This is a genomic window from Candidatus Velamenicoccus archaeovorus, from assembly GCF_004102945.1.
GTDB lineage: Bacteria > Omnitrophota > Gorgyraeia > Velamenicoccales > Velamenicoccaceae > Velamenicoccus > Velamenicoccus archaeovorus.
The window spans coordinates 1,718,982-1,735,092 of record NZ_CP019384.1 but is presented as its reverse complement, the minus strand read 5'-3'; the positions used below and the strand labels follow the sequence as shown (position 1 = coordinate 1,735,092).

18 protein-coding genes and 2 tRNA genes are annotated in these 16,111 nt (G+C 55.7%); 18 read left to right on the top strand and 2 right to left on the bottom strand.

Going from position 1 to position 16,111, the window contains the following annotated elements:
- Positions 1-7: 7 nt before the first annotated feature.
- The 11 genes from BU251_RS08090 (at position 8) to BU251_RS08040 (ending at position 9,945) form a co-directional block, all read left to right on the top strand.
- On the top strand, positions 8-928 hold the full coding sequence (locus tag BU251_RS08090; RefSeq protein WP_128700677.1) for a dihydroorotate dehydrogenase: 921 nt from the start codon (positions 8-10) through the stop codon (positions 926-928).
- Between the two features lie 32 nt (positions 929-960).
- A complete protein-coding gene (pyrF, locus tag BU251_RS08085; protein ID WP_128700676.1) occupies positions 961-1,707 on the top strand; it encodes an orotidine-5'-phosphate decarboxylase in 747 nt (248 codons plus the stop codon).
- 70 nt (positions 1,708-1,777) lie between these two features.
- Positions 1,778-2,374 (top strand): V-type ATP synthase subunit E family protein, encoded by a 597-nt coding sequence (locus tag BU251_RS08080; RefSeq protein WP_128700675.1) that lies wholly within the window; start codon positions 1,778-1,780, stop codon positions 2,372-2,374.
- 53 nt (positions 2,375-2,427) lie between these two features.
- Positions 2,428-2,961 (top strand): DUF2764 family protein, encoded by a 534-nt coding sequence (locus BU251_RS08075; protein ID WP_128700674.1) that lies wholly within the window; start codon positions 2,428-2,430, stop codon positions 2,959-2,961.
- A gap of 114 nt (positions 2,962-3,075) precedes the next feature.
- Complete coding sequence (locus tag BU251_RS08070) at positions 3,076-4,833, top strand: V-type ATP synthase subunit A (protein ID WP_128700673.1); 1,758 nt, start codon at positions 3,076-3,078, stop codon at positions 4,831-4,833.
- A complete protein-coding gene (locus tag BU251_RS08065; protein ID WP_128700672.1) occupies positions 4,826-6,133 on the top strand; it encodes a V-type ATP synthase subunit B in 1,308 nt (435 codons plus the stop codon). The genes BU251_RS08070 and BU251_RS08065 overlap by 8 nt, the downstream gene beginning before the upstream one ends.
- A gap of 96 nt (positions 6,134-6,229) precedes the next feature.
- The gene (locus tag BU251_RS08060) at positions 6,230-6,856 is read left to right on the top strand and encodes a V-type ATP synthase subunit D (protein ID WP_128700671.1); all 627 of its coding nucleotides are present in this window, start codon (positions 6,230-6,232) and stop codon (positions 6,854-6,856) included.
- A gap of 50 nt (positions 6,857-6,906) precedes the next feature.
- A complete protein-coding gene (locus BU251_RS08055) occupies positions 6,907-7,119 on the top strand; it encodes a GIY-YIG nuclease family protein (RefSeq protein ID WP_320416950.1) in 213 nt (70 codons plus the stop codon).
- A gap of 123 nt (positions 7,120-7,242) precedes the next feature.
- Complete coding sequence (locus BU251_RS08050) at positions 7,243-9,006, top strand: V-type ATP synthase subunit I (RefSeq protein ID WP_128700670.1); 1,764 nt, start codon at positions 7,243-7,245, stop codon at positions 9,004-9,006.
- A 148-nt stretch (positions 9,007-9,154) separates the two neighbouring features.
- Positions 9,155-9,613, top strand: a complete 459-nt coding sequence (locus BU251_RS08045) for a V-type ATP synthase subunit K (RefSeq protein WP_128700669.1) — start codon at positions 9,155-9,157, stop codon at positions 9,611-9,613.
- 258 nt (positions 9,614-9,871) lie between these two features.
- A tRNA-Val gene (locus tag BU251_RS08040) sits at positions 9,872-9,945 on the top strand.
- Between the two features lie 233 nt (positions 9,946-10,178).
- Here BU251_RS08040 and BU251_RS08035 read toward each other — a convergent pair.
- A tRNA-Asp gene (locus tag BU251_RS08035) sits at positions 10,179-10,257 on the bottom strand.
- Positions 10,233-10,502 (bottom strand): GIY-YIG nuclease family protein, encoded by a 270-nt coding sequence (locus BU251_RS08030; protein ID WP_128700668.1) that lies wholly within the window; start codon positions 10,500-10,502, stop codon positions 10,233-10,235. Before BU251_RS08030 ends, BU251_RS08035 begins: the two co-directional genes overlap by 25 nt.
- 302 nt (positions 10,503-10,804) lie before the next feature.
- Here BU251_RS08030 and BU251_RS08025 point away from each other — a divergent pair, with 302 nt between their 5' ends.
- The 7 genes from BU251_RS08025 (at position 10,805) to BU251_RS07995 (ending at position 15,548) form a co-directional block, all read left to right on the top strand.
- Positions 10,805-12,202 (top strand): HD domain-containing phosphohydrolase, encoded by a 1,398-nt coding sequence (locus tag BU251_RS08025; RefSeq protein ID WP_128700667.1) that lies wholly within the window; start codon positions 10,805-10,807, stop codon positions 12,200-12,202.
- A gap of 44 nt (positions 12,203-12,246) precedes the next feature.
- The gene (locus tag BU251_RS08020) at positions 12,247-12,903 is read left to right on the top strand and encodes a hypothetical protein (protein WP_128700666.1); all 657 of its coding nucleotides are present in this window, start codon (positions 12,247-12,249) and stop codon (positions 12,901-12,903) included.
- Positions 12,904-13,037: 134 nt separating this feature from the next.
- Complete coding sequence (locus tag BU251_RS08015) at positions 13,038-13,751, top strand: hypothetical protein (protein ID WP_128700665.1); 714 nt, start codon at positions 13,038-13,040, stop codon at positions 13,749-13,751.
- Positions 13,752-13,791: 40 nt separating this feature from the next.
- Positions 13,792-14,127: a hypothetical protein gene (locus tag BU251_RS08010; protein WP_128700664.1), complete on the top strand. Its 336-nt coding sequence runs from the start codon at positions 13,792-13,794 to the stop codon at positions 14,125-14,127.
- Between the two features lie 19 nt (positions 14,128-14,146).
- Entirely contained in the window at positions 14,147-14,656 is a 510-nt protein-coding gene (locus BU251_RS08005) for a flavin reductase family protein (protein ID WP_128700663.1), read from the top strand.
- Between the two features lie 105 nt (positions 14,657-14,761).
- A complete protein-coding gene (locus BU251_RS08000; protein ID WP_128700662.1) occupies positions 14,762-15,292 on the top strand; it encodes a hypothetical protein in 531 nt (176 codons plus the stop codon).
- Positions 15,293-15,299: 7 nt separating this feature from the next.
- A complete protein-coding gene (locus BU251_RS07995) occupies positions 15,300-15,548 on the top strand; it encodes a hypothetical protein (RefSeq protein ID WP_128700661.1) in 249 nt (82 codons plus the stop codon).
- Positions 15,549-16,111 lie beyond the last annotated feature (563 nt).

Sequence of the window (16,111 nt, the reverse complement as noted above, 5' to 3'; positions counted from 1 at the left end):
AATATTCATGAGTAAGCCGAACCTTAAAGTGGCCATCGGCAGTTTGAAGCTGCAAAATCCCGTCATGGTGGCGTCGGGCACGTTTGGTTACGGACGGGAATATGCGGATTACGTCGATCCCGCCCGGCTGGGCGCGATCGTAACGAAGACCATCACCAAGAACCGCCGGGAAGGCAACCGGCCGCCGCGCATCTGCGAGACGACCGGCGGGATGCTCAATGCCATCGGCCTGCAGAACGAAGGACTGGAGGATTTTATTCAGGAGAAGCTGCCTGCGTGCCGGGATGCGGGGACAAAGTTGATTGTGAGCGTCGGCGGCGAGACGAGCAACGAATACGGCGAGGTCATCGAGGCGCTCAATGCCTACCCTGAAGTCGCGGCCTACGAGCTCAACATTTCCTGCCCGAACATCGAATATAAGGACAAGATCATCTCCCAGGACGAGGAACTGACGCACAAGGTCGTCCGGGATGTGCGCCAGAAGACGGACCGGACCCTGATCGTCAAATTGTCGCCGAACGTCAGCGACATCACGAGGATCGCCCGGGCCGTCCAGGATGGCGGCGCCGATGCGGTCAGTCTCGTCAATACCTTTTTGGGCATGGCCGTCGACGTAGAGACCCGCAGGCCCGTCCTGGGTAATATCACGGGCGGCTTGAGCGGCCCGGCGATCAAGCCCATGGCACTGCGCATGGTCTGGCAGGTCTACAACAAAATCAGTTTGCCTATCGTCGGCATGGGTGGTATCATGAATGCCCGCGACGCGGTCGAGTTCCTGATCGCGGGCGCCACTGCCGTCGCTGTCGGAACCGCCAATTTCGTCGACCCCCGCACTCCTCTCGAAGTCGTTGAGGGCATTGCCTCTTATCTGTCGCAACACCACTACAAAGACGTCAAAGAGCTTATTGGGAGCCTGAATGTCTCCTGATAGAACAGTAGACAGTGCAAAAGGGTTATGTTATGAAAACTGATTTGATTGTTGCCTTGGACGTTGAAAGCCTGCAGAAAGCAAAGGATATCGTCGGAAAGCTTTATCCTGCTGTGAAATATTTTAAAGTGGGTAGCCAGCTTTTCACGGCTTGCGGACCGGAGATTGTGCAATTTATCGGGAAGACGGGCGGGAAGGTTTTTTTGGACCTTAAATTCCACGATATTCCCAACACTGTTCGTCGTGTTGTTGCGACCGGCACAGCTATTTCTATCGTTTCTGAAACAACCATTGGTTCTCCTGAAGCTCCGGCGCCGACAGGCGATTCGGTGCGATATCCGGTTTTTATGATGACGGTTCATGCCGTTGGCGGCCAGGAAATGATGCGATGGGCTGCGGAAGCGGCCAGGGAACGCGCGGCGCAGTTAAAGATTGAAAAGCCGAAGATCGTCGCTGTAACGGTTTTGACGAGCGCCAAGGCAAGCAGCAATACACAAGAGACGGTTTTAGCCCTGGCGCGGGAGGCACAGATCAGCGGCCTTGACGGTGTCGTCTGTTCGGCGCATGAAGCTGCCGCCGTGCGCAAGGCCTGCGGAGAGAATTTTATTATCGTGACGCCCGGGATCAGGCTGCCGGATGGAGATGCCGGCGATCAAAAGCGCGTCGCAACCCCTGCTCTTGCCGCAGCCGCGGGCAGCAATTATCTGGTCGTCGGCCGGCCCATCCTTGAAGCGCCCGATCCTTTGGCCGCCGCGAAAAAGATGTTGGGAGCGCTATAAAACTCGGCACCAAGACCCGTCGTCTTTTTTCTTTGACACTCTGATACTTTGATACGGATAGGAGTTGATTATGGCACAGGAACTCAAAGCATTGTTAGATAAAATCCAAAAGGAAGGCGTGGAGTCCGCCCGGAAGGCCGCCGGAGAGATCGAGGCGCGCGCTCAGAAGCAGGCGGATGAGATCATCGCGCGCGCGGAAAGCGACGCCAGAAAATTGCTGGATGACGCCCAAGAGAAGATCCGTCAGGAAAAGGACGCCTCGGAGGCCGCCCTCAAACAGGCCGGCCGCGACCTTGTCTTGTCGCTGAAGAAACAGATCCTGACGACGCTTGAGAAGGTCGTCACGCTCGACGTGCGCCAGGCGCTTGGGCCCCAGGAGCTGGCGGCGTTGGTCAAGCTGGCCGTCCAGCAATACGGCGGCCAGGATGCGGGTCAGGTGACGGTGTCTTTGCAGGACGGCGACCGGAGGAAACTCGAACAGGGGTTTCTTTCCCGTCTGAAGGACGAGCTGAAGCGGGACATCGTCCTGAAGTCAACCGACGAGGTCGCCGGCGGGTTTATCATCAGTTTTGACGCGGGCAAATCGCATTTTGATTTCAGCGACAAGGCCCTGGCCGCCTACCTTTCCGGCCTGGTGCGTCCGAAGCTGGCAGAGCTTTTGAAATAAGGAATTTTCAGTTTTATCTTACCGCTTAAGGCTTACAACTTAAGACTGATTCTATGGCCGGACATTACACATATGTTGTTTCCGCGTTACCGATGCTGCACTTCGGGCAAAAATTGCCGTTAAGCTATGCCAAATTCCTCGAGGGCTGCAGGGGTTTGATCAGCGAAGAAGAGATTTCCGTCTTGGCGTCTCTTGAAGGCGCGGACTGGAGCGCCGGCGCTCCGGCGGACATTCCTCTGCTAAAGGCCTGGAAGCTTTTTGAGGTCGTCCTGCGCAACGAATTGGTCAAGCTGCGCTCGGCCCGCAAACAGACGGATGCCGGCAGATACCTGCGACATGACGGCTGGTGGGATTCCTGGGTGGTGCAGGTGGCGCTTAACGCGGTCAGACAGCCGGCGCCTCTTGAAGCCGAAAAGATCCTGGACGAAGAACGATGGAAAAAACTCGACGAATTATCCTTCGGGCATTATTTCGATTTCGAGGCCCTTTTGGCTTACGGCCTGAAGCTGTTGATCTTGGAACGCTGGGAGCGCGTCGCTTCGGCGGACAGGACAAAGATCCTGGAAGAGACGTTGGTCGTGAACTGAATGGAATGACCAAAGGAATGTTTGATAATTGAAATTTGATTACTGGTCATTGATTGGTTATTGGTTCTTGGATATTGGTTATTTGAGTTTGTTTTTTACTTATGCGAGGTTATTATGGCATCTGAAAGAAAAGGCCGCGTGGCGGCCATCAACGGAAACATGGTGGCGATCACCTTTGATGATTATGTCATCCAGAATGAAGTGGCGTATGTCGCCTGCGGCGCCGACCGCCTGAAGGCCGAAGTGATCCGCGTGCGCGGCGACAAGGCCGAGGCCCAGGTGTATGAAAGCACGACAGGGGTCAAGGTCGGCGACGCCGTGACGTTCACCGACGCCTTGTTGTCCGTCGAGCTCGGCCCGGGCCTGCTGGGTCAGATCTTCGACGGCCTGCAGAACCCATTGCCTGATTTGGCCAAGGAATGCGGATTTTTCCTCAAGAGAGGCGTTTATAAAGACCCTCTGCCGGACGCCGGCCAATGGGATTTTACGCCATCGGCAAAAGCCGGTCAAAAGGTCAGGGCGGGCGACAAGCTCGGCACCGTGCCGGAAAAGATTTTTAAGCATGCCATCATGGCGCCGTTCGACCTGAAAGGGGAGTGGGAGGTCGCCGAGATCGTTGGTGCCGGGCGCTATACCTTGAAAGATGTCGTGGCGCGCCTCAAGGACGCCAACGGCAAGCTCGTCGAATGCCGGATGGTCCAGACCTGGCCGGTCAAGGTCGCCATCAAGGCCTACGCCGAAAAGTTCATGCCGACGGAACCTCTGGTGACAAAGATGCGCCTGATCGATTCCCTGTTTCCTGTGGCGCGCGGCGGCACCTATTGCGTTCCCGGGCCGTTCGGCGCCGGAAAGACCGTGTTGCAGCAGCTCATCAGCCGACACGCGGACGTGGATATCGTCATCATCGCCGCCTGCGGCGAGCGCGCTGGCGAGGTCGTCGAGACGTTAAAGACGTTTCCGGAATTAAAAGACCCCAAGACCGGCAAGCCCTTGAGCGACAGGACCGTCATCATCTGCAATACGAGCTCCATGCCCGTCGCCGCCAGGGAATCCAGCGTCTATACGGCCGTGACCATCGCCGAATACTACCGCCAGATGGGGTTGAATGTCATGCTTTTGGCGGATTCGACCTCGCGGTGGGCGCAGGCCATGCGGGAGATGTCGGGCCGCCTGGAAGAGATCCCCGGCGAAGAGGCCTTTCCGGCCTACCTTGAGTCGCGCATCGCTTCTTTTTACGAGCGCGCCGGCGTCGTCAGGCTCTATGACGGCACAATGGGGTCTGTTACGATCGGCGGCACGGTGAGCCCTGCGGGCGGCAATTTCGAAGAACCGGTGACGCAGGCGACCCTCAAGGTCGTCGGCGCCTTCCACGGCCTCTCGCGCGAGCGATCGGACGCCCGCCGGTATCCGGCGATAGACCCTTTGATCAGCTGGAGCAAGTATCCCAGCATCATCGACGTCCGCGAGATCGCCGCCGGCCACGCGATCCTGCGCAAGAGCCACGATGTCGGCCAGATGATGAAAGTCATCGGCGAGGAAGGCACGTCCCTCAAGGACTACGTGGATTATCTCAAAGGCGAATTTTTCGATTTCGTCTATCTGCAGCAGAACGCCTTCGACCCTGTCGATGAGGCGACAAGCGCCGAGCGCCAGAAGGCCGTCTACGGCTTTATCTACAAAAACGTCCTGCAGGCGGATTTCGCGTTTACGGACAAGGAAGCCGCTCTGCACTTTTTTCACCAATTGCGTCAGCTCTTCCGCGGCTGGAACTCGGCGGCGCAGGACACTGGCGAATACAAAAAGATACAAGACGAGATCCAGGCTTTGATAGAGACCCAGCTTAAATCCAAAAAGGACGGCGAACGTGCATAAAGTTTATACGAACATCATCCAGATCGCAGGCGATGTCATCACCGTCGAGGCCGACGGCATCGGATCCATGGAGATCGCGCAGGTCATGACCAAGGGCGGCGTTTCTCTGGCGCAGGTCATCCGTATTGACGGCAGGCGGGTGTCATTGCAGGTGTTTGCCGGCAGCCGCGGCGTCTCTACCGGCGACCAGGTCAGGTTTCTGGGGCATCCCATGCGCGTGGCCTCCGGCGAAAACCTTTTAGGCCGCATCTTCAACGGGTCGGGCGAGCCGTTGGACCGCGGCCCGGCGCTTTCAGAGAACATGGTGGATATCGGCGGGCCATCGGTCAACCCGGTCAAGCGCATCATCCCCCGCCGGATGATCCGCACCAATATTCCCATGATCGACGTTTTCAACTCGCTGGTCGAATCGCAAAAACTGCCGATTTTTTCGATTGCCGGCGAGCCCTATAATGCATTGTTGGCCCGTATCGCCATCCAGGCGCAGGTGGATATCATCATCCTGGGAGGCATGGGCCTGAAACACGACGATTATCTTTTTTTCCGCGACACCCTGGAGGAGGCCGGCGCGTTGTCACGCGCGATATTCTTCATCCATACGGCCGCAGACCCGACGGTCGAATGTTTGCTTGTGCCCGATTTGAGCCTGGCGGTTGCCGAGCAATCCGCCCTGGCCGGAAAGAGGGTCCTGGTCCTTTTGACCGATATGACGAATTTCTGCGACGCCTTGAAAGAAGTCTCCATCACTATGGAACAGGTGCCGTCGAACCGCGGCTATCCGGGAGACCTCTACAGCCAGCTCGCCAGCCGTTACGAGAAGGCCGTTGATTTCGATACGGCGGGTTCCATCACGATCCTGGCCGCGACGACCATGCCAGGCGACGACGTGACGCACCCGGTGCCGGATAACACGGGATATATCACCGAAGGGCAGTTTTATCTCAAAAACAAGGTGATTGAGCCCTTTGGGTCGCTCTCCCGTCTCAAACAACAGGTCAACGGCGCCACGCGCGACGACCACCGCACGATCATGGACACCATGATCCAGTTGTTTGCCAGCTACAGGGAGACCCTGGAGAAGCAGGCCATGGGGTTCCAGATGTCGAACTGGGACAAGAAACTCCTGCGCTACGGCGGACTCTTTGAAAGCCAGATGATGTCGCTGGAGGTCAATATTTCGCTTGAGCGCGCGCTGGACCGGGGGTGGGAGATCCTGGCCGAATGTTTTTCGCCGGAAGAGACCGGCATCAAGAAGGCCCTGATCGAGAAATACTGGCCCGTTAGAAAAAATATGGAGTAGGTTTGAGACAGAAGCTTTGGTTGTGGGCGGTATTATTGGCAGGATAAAAAACGTAACGGGAAATTTTTTCTAACGGGGCGGGCCCCAAGAAATAAGATGAAGATTAAGCTGACCAAAGGCGAATTAAAGCGCCAACGGGATGCCCTCAAGAGCTACGAGCGTTATCTGCCGACTCTCCAGCTGAAAAAACAACAGCTGCAGCTGGAGATCCTGCATTTGAACGCGGCCCTGGAGGACCGGCGGACCAAAGAGAAGTCGAAGGTCGCGCAGCGCCAGGCGTGGGCAGGCCTGCTGACGGATAAAAGCGTCTCTCTGGAGGCGTGGCTGAGACCCAAAGAGGTCGTGCGCGGGATGCGTAACGTCGCCGGCGTCGATCTGCCCGTCTTTGAACGCCTTGTCTTTGACCCTGCCGAATACGATTTGTTCCTGACGCCCTTGTGGGTGGACCAGGCCGTGGATGCCTTGAGGGAAATCGTGTCTTTGCGCAAAGAAATCGAAGTCCTCAATGAAGCGCAGGCCATCCTGCGCCAGGAATTGCGGATCACGACCCAGCGCGTCAACCTTTTCGAGAAGGTCAAGATCCCCGAAGCCGAAGAGGCGATCCGCCTGATCAAGATTTACATCGGCGACCAGATGACGAATGCGGTCGGCCGTTCCAAGATCGCCAAGAGGAAGATAACTGAGGGCATGGCTTATGGAGCGTTAGCGAGCATAAGCCATTAGCCCGAAGCTACCCAGCACGAATTTTATGTACTACGTGTATGTTTTAAGAGATAAAGATAGCGGCGAGTTTTTATTACGGTTATACAAGCGATTTACAAAGACGTATCCGGCAGCACGATAAAGATCGTGCGGCATCGAAGCTCGTTTATTATGAGGCTTTTCTTTCGGAAGTTGACGCAAGGAGAAGAGAGACAAAGCTAAAGCAATACGGTCAAGCAAGGACATATTTAAAAGCGCGGATAGCAGAATCATTAAAAATATAAAATTCGTGCTGGGTTTAATTCGCGGACGTCCCGCAGGTGCGGGACTACAATTTACGCTTACTCATATTATTCGCTTCGCGTAAATTGTCCGCTCATTAAAGGTGCCGTAGCATGATTGTACCTATGAAAAAAGTCGGCATTATCGTCGAGGCCAAGGACGCGCAGCGGCTGGTGGAGCGCCTGCGTTCGCTGGGCGTCGTCCACGTCGAGCACGACAGAACGCCGGCAGGCAAGGATGTCGAGGCATGCCAGCGCGACATCGAACTTTTGGACGAGGCCCTGGTCGTCCTGCAGGAAGAGATCTTTGCCGATGAGACGAAAGCCCCTGCGGCTTCGAAGAAAGAGAAAGACTGGAAACAGGATGTGCTTCATGTCATCGATCTGGGGAAGCGCTATCAGCATCTCAAGGAATTTTCCCGGAGTCTGGCGGTCAATATCGGCGAATGGGAGCCGTGGGGCGATTTTGACCCCCAGCTTTTAAAGACGTTGCGCGACCGTGGTATCTATGTGCGATTGTATCAGGCGCCTGTCTCCGATCTGAAGAAGTTTCCCCGGGACATTGTTGTGGAGGTCCTGCGCACGCACCAGGGCAGCGCGCTATGCGCCGTGGTCTCGCGCGAGCCCGTCGCTGTCCCTTTCAAGGAGATCGTCCCGCCGAAGACGGGCCTGGCGGCCATGAAAAAACGCCGCGAAGAAGACCGACAGGTCATGGAGCAGCTGGTCCGGGAAGGCCGGGCTGTCCAGTGTCACAAAGAATGCTTTTTGCGCCAGAAGAAAGTTTTAGAGAGAGACCTTGAGTTTGCCAAGGCCGTCGCCGGCATGGGGCAGGAAGGGGCTTTGACGTATCTGACGGGATATGCGCCGTCTGATCAGATGGAGGTGTTGTCCGGCGCCGCCCAAAAGGAGGGGTGGGGCCTTTTTACAGACGATCCTTCGCCGGAAGACCGCGTCCCGACCTTGTTGCGCAATCCCCGTTGGATCTCTCTTATCCAGCCGGTCCTCAAACTTCTTGAGATCACCCCTGGATATAAGGAACTCGATATCAGTCCGACGTTTTTGCTTTTTTTCAGCCTGTTTTTCGGCATCCTGATCGGCGACGCCGGATACGGCCTGGTTTATTTTCTTTTGACCCTCTGGGCGTATCGCAAGTTCGGCAAAAACGTGCAGAACAAGGCGCCGTTCTTTCTTATGTATGTGTTGAGCTCATGCGCCATTGTTTGGGGGGCCTTGAGCGGCGTATTCTTCGGCCAGACCTGGCTCGTGAACTTGGGCATCAAGGCCCCGCTGCCTCAACTTAATGATGCCGGTTTTGTCCAGGCGCTCTGTTTCGGGATCGGCGCGGTCCATTTGACGATCGCGCACCTGTGGCGCTTTGCCGTCCTTCTGCCGTCGCCGGTCGCCGTGGCGGAGCTGGGGTGGCTGTCCATCATCTGGGCGGCGTTTTTCCTGGCCAAGACCCTGCTGTTGGGCGATCCTTTCCCTTCCGCGGGGAAATATTTCATCATCGCCGGGATCGCGCTCGTGGTCGTGTTCGTCAATTTCCAGAAGAATATCTTCAGGGCCGTCGGCTCCGGGCTGGGGACGCTGGCCTTGAGCCTCGTGAATAATTTTACGGATGTCGTCTCTTACATCCGTCTTTTTGCCGTCGGGCTGGCGACCATCGCCATTGCCGACGCTTTTAATTTCATGGCGGCCGGCGCCGCCGCATCGGGGATCATCGGCATCATCGGGGCCGTGGCGATCGTCATCGCCGGCCACGCGCTTAACATCGTCCTGGGTCCCATGTCGGTCCTTGTGCATGGCGTCCGGTTGAATGTGCTGGAGTTTTCGGGGCACGCGGCCGTGACGTGGTCGGGGACGCCGTATAAGCCGCTTGCAGAAGAATAAAGGATTAACCCACTCGCCTAAACGCTTGAAAATTTTTGCCACGACTCGGCCAGCGAAGCTGGCCAGTCGGCAAAAATTTTCTGCGCAGGCTCGGGGTTGATTTTGTAACGAAGAGTTACCCACTATAGGCAAAATCAAGGAGGGAACAATGGAAGGAAATGTGCTGGTGCAATTTAAAGATTTGGGGGCGGCGCTCATATTGGCCCTGGCGGCCTGCGGCTCTGCGATCGGCGCAGGCACGGCCGGCATGGCGGCCATCGGCGCCTGGAAAAAGAACTTTTCGCAGAACAAGACTGCGTCTTTTCTTCTCGTCGCGCTTGTCGGCGCGCCCCTGACGCAGACGATCTACGGCAACATCGTCATGAACAAGGTCCTGGAGTTGGCTAACAAGGGACAGTATCTGTGGGGTATCGGCGCTTTCTGCGGCCTGGCCATTGGTTTGTCCGCCTTATGGCAGGGTCGGTGCGCGGCTGTGGCCTGCGACGCGATGGGCGAGACGGGCAAAGGTTTCGGCAACTATCTGGCCGTGCTCGGTATCACGGAGACCGTCGCCCTCTTTGTCATGGTCTTTTCGCTTATCGCCCTGGGCAAATTTTCCGGAGCGTAACAGAGAAGAGAGGCATTGGGCGGTTAGTTTCCGCCAGAGGCGGACCCGCCTTAAATGATATTTTTGTGGCGGGCAGTTTTAGCTGGAGCCTGATCCATTCGTGGTGGAGGTTATATTTCGGGCGGTTGGCGTCCCGACGCTCACATGCGTTCGGTCGGGATCCCGACCTTGCCGGTGGCAAGCGTCGGGACAATTTCAGCCTCGGCTGCCCTTTGGGCAGGCCAGGGCTGATCCGCCTACGGCGGAGGTTAGGCTTTCGGGCGATTAGCTCAGCTGGTTAGAGCGTCTGCTTTACACGCAGAATGTCGGGGGTTCAAGTCCTCCATCGCCCACGAGATTTTACGAGCGCAGCGAGTAAAATCGAGTCCCAAGCTGCTGTCGGGAAATGAAGCGGCAGCGAGGGATAGTTGCGGTTGCGCTTTCTAAAATACCCCTTGCAAACGAAGTAAATTGTGGAGCCGCCGAAGGCGGGCGACAGAATTTACGAGTGTTTTTGCGAGGGGGAAATTTGCAGGGGACCAAGCACATAAAGAAGAGGCCGCACATTGTGCGGCCTCTTTTATTTTGGCGGGGACGATGGGATTTGAACCCACGATCACTTGATCGACAATCAAGGGCCTTAAACCAGGCTAAGCGACGTCCCCGAAGTTTTTGCGATAAGTTTCTTAAATGCGCGGCCGCCCTTATAGCGTTTTATCTGCTTCTCTCTTTTTAGGGCTTCCGTCTTTGTAACAAACTCTTCGATACGAACTATCTCAAATGGACCTTTATTTTTCAGCGACTTTGTCTCGCTTCGCTCGTGTTGTTTGATGCGATCACGAACATCCTTAGTTGAACCTATATAAAACTGATGGTTCTTCTGGCTCCTGATTATATACACATAATGCATAGTACAAAAGAACTATTCTTTCGGATCACAGCCAGAATAATAAACCAGGCTTCCCGCCGTCGCTTGCGCTTGGGCGGGATCCCGCCAAGCCCGAAGGGCGCCAGGCGGGAAAGCGACGTCCCCGAAGCAATCTTTAGAGTGGGAAGATTATACAAAAAATACCTTTCGAATTCAACAAGTTTTTGTCGGGCCTGTCCGCTTCCTTTTCAGCGTTCCTTCTTGCGGTTTTTTATTCCCATTTCCCCTTTTTTGCGTTATGCTGATGCTAACACTACGGCAAGAACAGGAGCGATTTCTCGTCCATGAAGAAAATATTTCCTCTGTATTTGAGTTTCCGCGCGAAAGTCACCGTCGCGTTCATCTTTTCCTTGTTCTTCGTCACCTTCCTCGGCAACATCCTGATCCATCGCGTCAGCCTTGAGGCCCAGTTCCAGCAGTTGAGGCAGGGGCTTATCGTCCTGACAAAGACGGCGAGCCTGATGATCGACGGCGATACGCTGATGTCCGTCCCCCTCGACAGGCAAGGGGTCGATAGCGAAGCTTATCAGGCGATCGCCGCGGTCCTGCGCCGGATCAAGGAGACAAACCCCAGGATCCTTTATATCTATACGATGACGCAGACGCAGAAGCACGGGGCCTGGCAGTTCATTGTGGACATCAATCCTGTGGTCAAGGATAAGAACAACCGCGTCCTGACTTCTTATCCCGGCGATCCCTATGACGCCTCGCGTTTCCCGGAGATGGAAAAGGCGTTCGAGGCCCCGTCGGCCGACAAAAAGCTGATGGTCGACGAGTGGGGCGTCACTTTGTCCGGCTATGCGCCTGTGCGCGACAAGACGGGCCGGGCCGTGGCCGTGCTGGGTATTGATATTTCCGCCAAAGACGTCTTCGACATGGAGCGGGAACTCAACCGCCGTTTTCTGATCGTTCTGGCGTTCGGCATCGTTCTTTCTCTTCTTTTGGGCATCTGGGTGTCCAGGCAGACAACAGGGCCTATTTTGAAACTCCGGGAGGCCACGCAGCGCATCGCTGCCGGAGACCTGGGCTATAAAGTCGATATCAAGGGCCATGATGAGATCAGCCAGCTGGGGGATTCTTTCAATAAGATGGCAGGAAGCCTGCTTGAATCGCGCCGTGCCCTGCGCGATTATTTTTACCGTATCGTCGAGTCTTTGGTGCGGGGACTCGAGGCCAAAGATAGCTACACGCGCGGACACTCGGACCGCGTAGCGGATTATTCGAGGGCCATCGCCCTCCAGATGGGGTTTGGCGTCCAAGAAGCCGACATGCTCAAGGAGACGGCCCAGCTCCACGATATCGGCAAGCTGGGCATTGATGAGAGGATCCTCAACAAGGTCGAAAAGCTTACCGATGAGGAATGGGCCACAATCAAGCAGCATCCCGTGACAGGGGAGGAGATCCTGAAGCCCATTTTTCTGGAAAAGAAGATGCTGGCTGTTGTGCGCTCTCATCACGAGCGGTATGACGGCAAGGGGTACCCCGACGGGCTCAAAGAGGGTCAGATCGATCCCTGGGCGCAGATCGTGACCGCCGCGGACGCCTACGATGCGATGACGTCCAGGCGGTCTTACCGCGATGCGCTTAGTAAAGAGACCGCTATTGCCGAGCTCAAGAAAGGCAGCGGGACGCAATTCGCCCCGGCCGTCGTGGAGGCTTTTTTGAAAGTTCTTGACCGTTGAAGAACGGTCCATAACCGTATGTGAAGGCAAAGAGGGGGGGCTAAATGGAAGCCAAGAGATTTACCCGGCAGGAGGCGTTTGGTTTTGGGTGGGAAAAGATGAAAAAACACTTCTGGTTTTTTGCCGGAGCGCTTTTGATCGTCATGGCTGCGAGCGGCGTGCAGAGTTATTTTTCCCACCTGAACCCCAAGCTTTTTCCCGTGGCCCATGTCGTGGGTACTTTCGTTTTTTGGGCCGTCGGCCTTGTCGTCCAGATGGGGATGATCCGCGTAACGCTCCAGATCCATGACGGCGCGCCGACGGGGCTCGGTAGCCTTTTTGCGGATTACGGTCTTTTTTTCAAATACCTGGCCAGTTCTGTTCTTTATTCCCTCATTGTCCTGGGTGGCCTCATTCTCTTGGTCGTGCCCGGCTTCATGTGGGCGGTGCGTTTCCAGTTTTTTTCCTATTTCATCATCGACAAAAAGGCGGGGCCTGTAGAGGCGTTGAAATTGAGCTCGAAGGTGACAGAGGGTATTCGTTGGGATATTTTTTGGTTCGACCTGGTAGGCATCGGCGTGGTCCTTTTGGGGATGGCGGCGTTGCTGATCGGTATCTTCGCCGCCATACCGACGGTCATGATGGCGACCGTTTATATTTATCGCAAACTTCTTCCGCAGTTGGCGGAACACCCGCGCAATTCCGATAAGCGCGGGGTGTAGCAGTTGGCGGAACACCCCTGCCTGCCGGCAGGCAGGCGCGCAATTTTCGCCGGCGGGCGAACACTGGCGCAATACCATTTAGCGCCAGGTGCCGATAAGCGCGGGGTGTAGCAGTTGATGGCATGAGGAGGAGCATGGGGCGGGCGTTACCGTTTTTCAGAAAAAGTCCTGTCGTTCTCGGCTTGTCGGCGGCCGGTCTTGTGGGATGCGGTTGGCTGGAGGCAGCCTCTGGGGTGCGCGGCATGCCTTCGGGGATTCCTCCTGGTCTGCGGTCTGTGATCGTCGAATTTGGCCCTCTATTCCTGATCTTTGCTGTTTTTCTGGGGGTTTATTACGGATGGAACCTGAAGAGGGTCGGCGCTCTCAAGGCGCTGGAAAGGCAGTTCGGCGGCCGCGTGGCGCGGTTTTCCTTGTTTCCGGTCTGGGATGTTTCTGTCGGCGGATACCGCCTGCGCGTGCGGCTGATACCGGAAAGCAGGAATTCGCCTTCATATCTTGAAGTGTACCTTTTCAAAAAAAGTTCGTTTGTCGTCAAGGTCCAGAGGGAGACCTGGGCGCACCGCGCCGGCAAGTATCTGGGATGGCTGAGTGAAGTCCGGATGCAGGATGTGGAGTTCGCCAAATTTTTTGTGACGTCCGATAAGCCGGTCAGGGCCCAGGCGTTCCTGGCCGATACTGAGGTGAAGCCGGTTGTCTTGTCGCTGTTTGCCGACGGCTTTGAGTTGTTGACGCAGGATGCAAAGAAGATATTTGCCCGCAAGCCGCGTTTTTCTCTGGAGCGCGACCTGTCCGTTCCGGCGATGCAGGAGGTTTTGCGGCGCCTTCAGATATTGGCCGCCCAGGAATAAGCGTGGAGGGTTTCTGCAAAGTCCAAACGAAAGGATACGCATGAAAAAAGCAGCATTTATGGTTTTGTCTGCGGCGCTCCTGTGCTGCGGGGACGTGCCGGCCGAGGATGTGGATCCTGCGGCCGTCCCCCGGATGCCGGAGATCCAGGGATGGGTCGCCGATGTCGACTGGGTCGGCGACAAGCTTGTCGTCAATACGGGCGGCGATGAAATCACGTTTGTGGTGACGGATAATACCGAGGTGGAGCAATTCGGCAAGGTCATCTCGCTCAATGACGTCAATCAGGGCGATTTGGTGTCCGTCAGATACGTCGATAAACAGTATGCCGGCCTGGTCGCGGTCCAGATCACGGACAATGCGGCGCTGCGCAGTTGAGAGTCTTAGGAGGGTGGTTATGGCCAGGAAATCCATGATATTGAAACCCGAACAGATCAAGGACAATCCTTTCCGGGCTGTCGGCAAGGACTGGATGCTGATCTCCGCCGGCACGCAGGAGGCGCATAACATGATGACCGCCAGCTGGGGCGCGTGGGGTGTTTTGTGGCACAGGCCGGTCTGTTTTTGCTTCGTGCGGCCGAACCGCCATACCTACGGGTTCATGGAGCAGAACTCTTTTTACACGCTGAATTTTTTTACGGAAAAATATCGGAAGGTCCTGAATTTTTGCGGTTCGAAGTCCGGCAGGGATGTGAACAAGGTGGAGGCGACCGGCCTGACCGTGCGCTCCGACAAGAGCGGGGCGGTTTATTTTGCCCAGGCGCACCTGGTGATCGTCTGTAAAAAGATCTATGCCCAGAGGGTCGATCCCCGATGTTTCCTGGATCCCTCCATTGAGGACAATTATCCCAAAAAAGATTACCACCAGATGTATGTGGGCGAAGTGGTCAGGTGCTTGGAGCCGTGAGGTTTCCGGCGGCAGGCGGTGTTGCTTGACAAAAGGCACGGCAGTTGAGAGAATAAACACAGCCGCAGGCGGGCCTGCGGCTGAAAACCCGCAAGGACAACTCCAATGGAAAAGACGGTGAAGGATAAAGGCGTTTTTGGGTCCAAACATTTCCTCGGGATTCCCGTCGTCATTTTTTGCGGCTTATGCTTTTTTGCGCTGGCCGGCTTTGCGGCTGAGCAGGGCCAGGAGAAGGTCAAGGCCAACGCCTTCATTAAATTGAAGGACGGCGGGGTCGTTGTCGGGCAGGTCCTGGGCAAGGAAGACGGCAACTACCGCATCATGACCTCCACGATGGGGATCGTGACCATACGCGAGACGGATATTGCAAGCTTCGAAGACAGGGGCGAGTTGAACTGGGAGAAATACCAGAAGGCCATTACGGAAAATCCCCAGACGATCTCCGGCATCCAGGACCTGTCCCAAGACCAGGAAGTGATAGCCATCGTCTCCGATCCCAAGATCAAAGAGGCGATCGAGCGCCAGGACCTCGATTACCTGCGGACCAACGAGAAATTCCTCAGGTTTATGAACAACCCGAGGGTCAAGCAGATCATTCAAAACACCCAAGATACTGTCGAATCACAGGCAAAGTGAGGCTCCTATGGCGGATAAGGTGAAGCTTAATTTCGGGGCGGAGCTCGTCGATGCGACGCCCATTGATATCAATCAGGCCAACGAATATTTCAACCAGTATTTCCTGGAGGACGGCACCGTCCTCAAGATGAAGCTGGTGGCGACAAAGGTCTTCCGGATCGATGATCGCTATGACGCCGAGGGTAACCCCGTTTATTTCGTCCAGTCCACGAACGTCCTTTCCGTCGATTCCCCGAAAGGGTTGAAGAAGAAGTGAGCAGTTTTTTGATTTAGCCCCTTGCTTAAGCACTTGAAGATTTCATGCCAGGGTAGGCCGTCGGCCTGGCGTAGCCGGCCAGGACGGCCATCCGGCACGAAATCTTCTGCGTAAGCTTCGGGGTTGTTTAGTCCGCCCTTAGGGCGGACTAAACAAGAAAACGCTTTCTTGAAAAGCTGTTTTTTCCCTTGTTTGGCCTGGCAAAATCCGTAAACTTGTCTATACAAGAAAGGAGCGGGTGCGAGAGAGTCGCACTAAGCGCTTCACTCATCAAGGCTGGCTAACCCCAGCCTTCTTTTTTTAATGAGGCCACGGCTTATGGAACGAAGCGTAAGCTGAGTGAACATAAGTCGTTGGCCGCCTGCCTGCCGGCAGGCAGGAATTAACCCTGTTCGCCAGCGAAGTAAATTTTCGTAAAAAAATTTACGAAGCGTATCTGGCGAATCAGGGTAGTCTATAAAAGAGAATTATAAAGCGATACCGAACATAAGTTATCTGACCCAACAAAACCCGCCAAAGGCCGCCACTAAAGCATCGTCGGCCGTCCGCCGAAGAAGTGGCGG

Excerpts from the sequence above, each read along its gene's own strand:
- BU251_RS08090 (WP_128700677.1), top strand. The coding sequence starts at position 8 with ATGAGTAAGCCGAACCTTAAAGTGGCCATCGGCAGTTTGAAGCTGCAA.
- pyrF (WP_128700676.1), top strand. The coding sequence starts at position 961 with ATGAAAACTGATTTGATTGTTGCCTTGGACGTTGAAAGCCTGCAGAAA.
- BU251_RS08080 (WP_128700675.1), top strand. The coding sequence starts at position 1,778 with ATGGCACAGGAACTCAAAGCATTGTTAGATAAAATCCAAAAGGAAGGC.
- BU251_RS08075 (WP_128700674.1), top strand. The coding sequence starts at position 2,428 with ATGGCCGGACATTACACATATGTTGTTTCCGCGTTACCGATGCTGCAC.
- BU251_RS08070 (WP_128700673.1), top strand. The coding sequence starts at position 3,076 with ATGGCATCTGAAAGAAAAGGCCGCGTGGCGGCCATCAACGGAAACATG.
- BU251_RS08060 (WP_128700671.1), top strand. The coding sequence starts at position 6,230 with ATGAAGATTAAGCTGACCAAAGGCGAATTAAAGCGCCAACGGGATGCC.
- BU251_RS08050 (WP_128700670.1), top strand. The coding sequence starts at position 7,243 with ATGAAAAAAGTCGGCATTATCGTCGAGGCCAAGGACGCGCAGCGGCTG.
- BU251_RS08045 (WP_128700669.1), top strand. The coding sequence starts at position 9,155 with ATGGAAGGAAATGTGCTGGTGCAATTTAAAGATTTGGGGGCGGCGCTC.
- BU251_RS08030 (WP_128700668.1), bottom strand. The coding sequence starts at position 10,502 with ATGCATTATGTGTATATAATCAGGAGCCAGAAGAACCATCAGTTTTAT.
- BU251_RS08025 (WP_128700667.1), top strand. The coding sequence starts at position 10,805 with ATGAAGAAAATATTTCCTCTGTATTTGAGTTTCCGCGCGAAAGTCACC.
- BU251_RS08020 (WP_128700666.1), top strand. The coding sequence starts at position 12,247 with ATGGAAGCCAAGAGATTTACCCGGCAGGAGGCGTTTGGTTTTGGGTGG.
- BU251_RS08015 (WP_128700665.1), top strand. The coding sequence starts at position 13,038 with ATGGGGCGGGCGTTACCGTTTTTCAGAAAAAGTCCTGTCGTTCTCGGC.
- BU251_RS08010 (WP_128700664.1), top strand. The coding sequence starts at position 13,792 with ATGAAAAAAGCAGCATTTATGGTTTTGTCTGCGGCGCTCCTGTGCTGC.
- BU251_RS08005 (WP_128700663.1), top strand. The coding sequence starts at position 14,147 with ATGGCCAGGAAATCCATGATATTGAAACCCGAACAGATCAAGGACAAT.
- BU251_RS08000 (WP_128700662.1), top strand. The coding sequence starts at position 14,762 with ATGGAAAAGACGGTGAAGGATAAAGGCGTTTTTGGGTCCAAACATTTC.
- BU251_RS07995 (WP_128700661.1), top strand. The coding sequence starts at position 15,300 with ATGGCGGATAAGGTGAAGCTTAATTTCGGGGCGGAGCTCGTCGATGCG.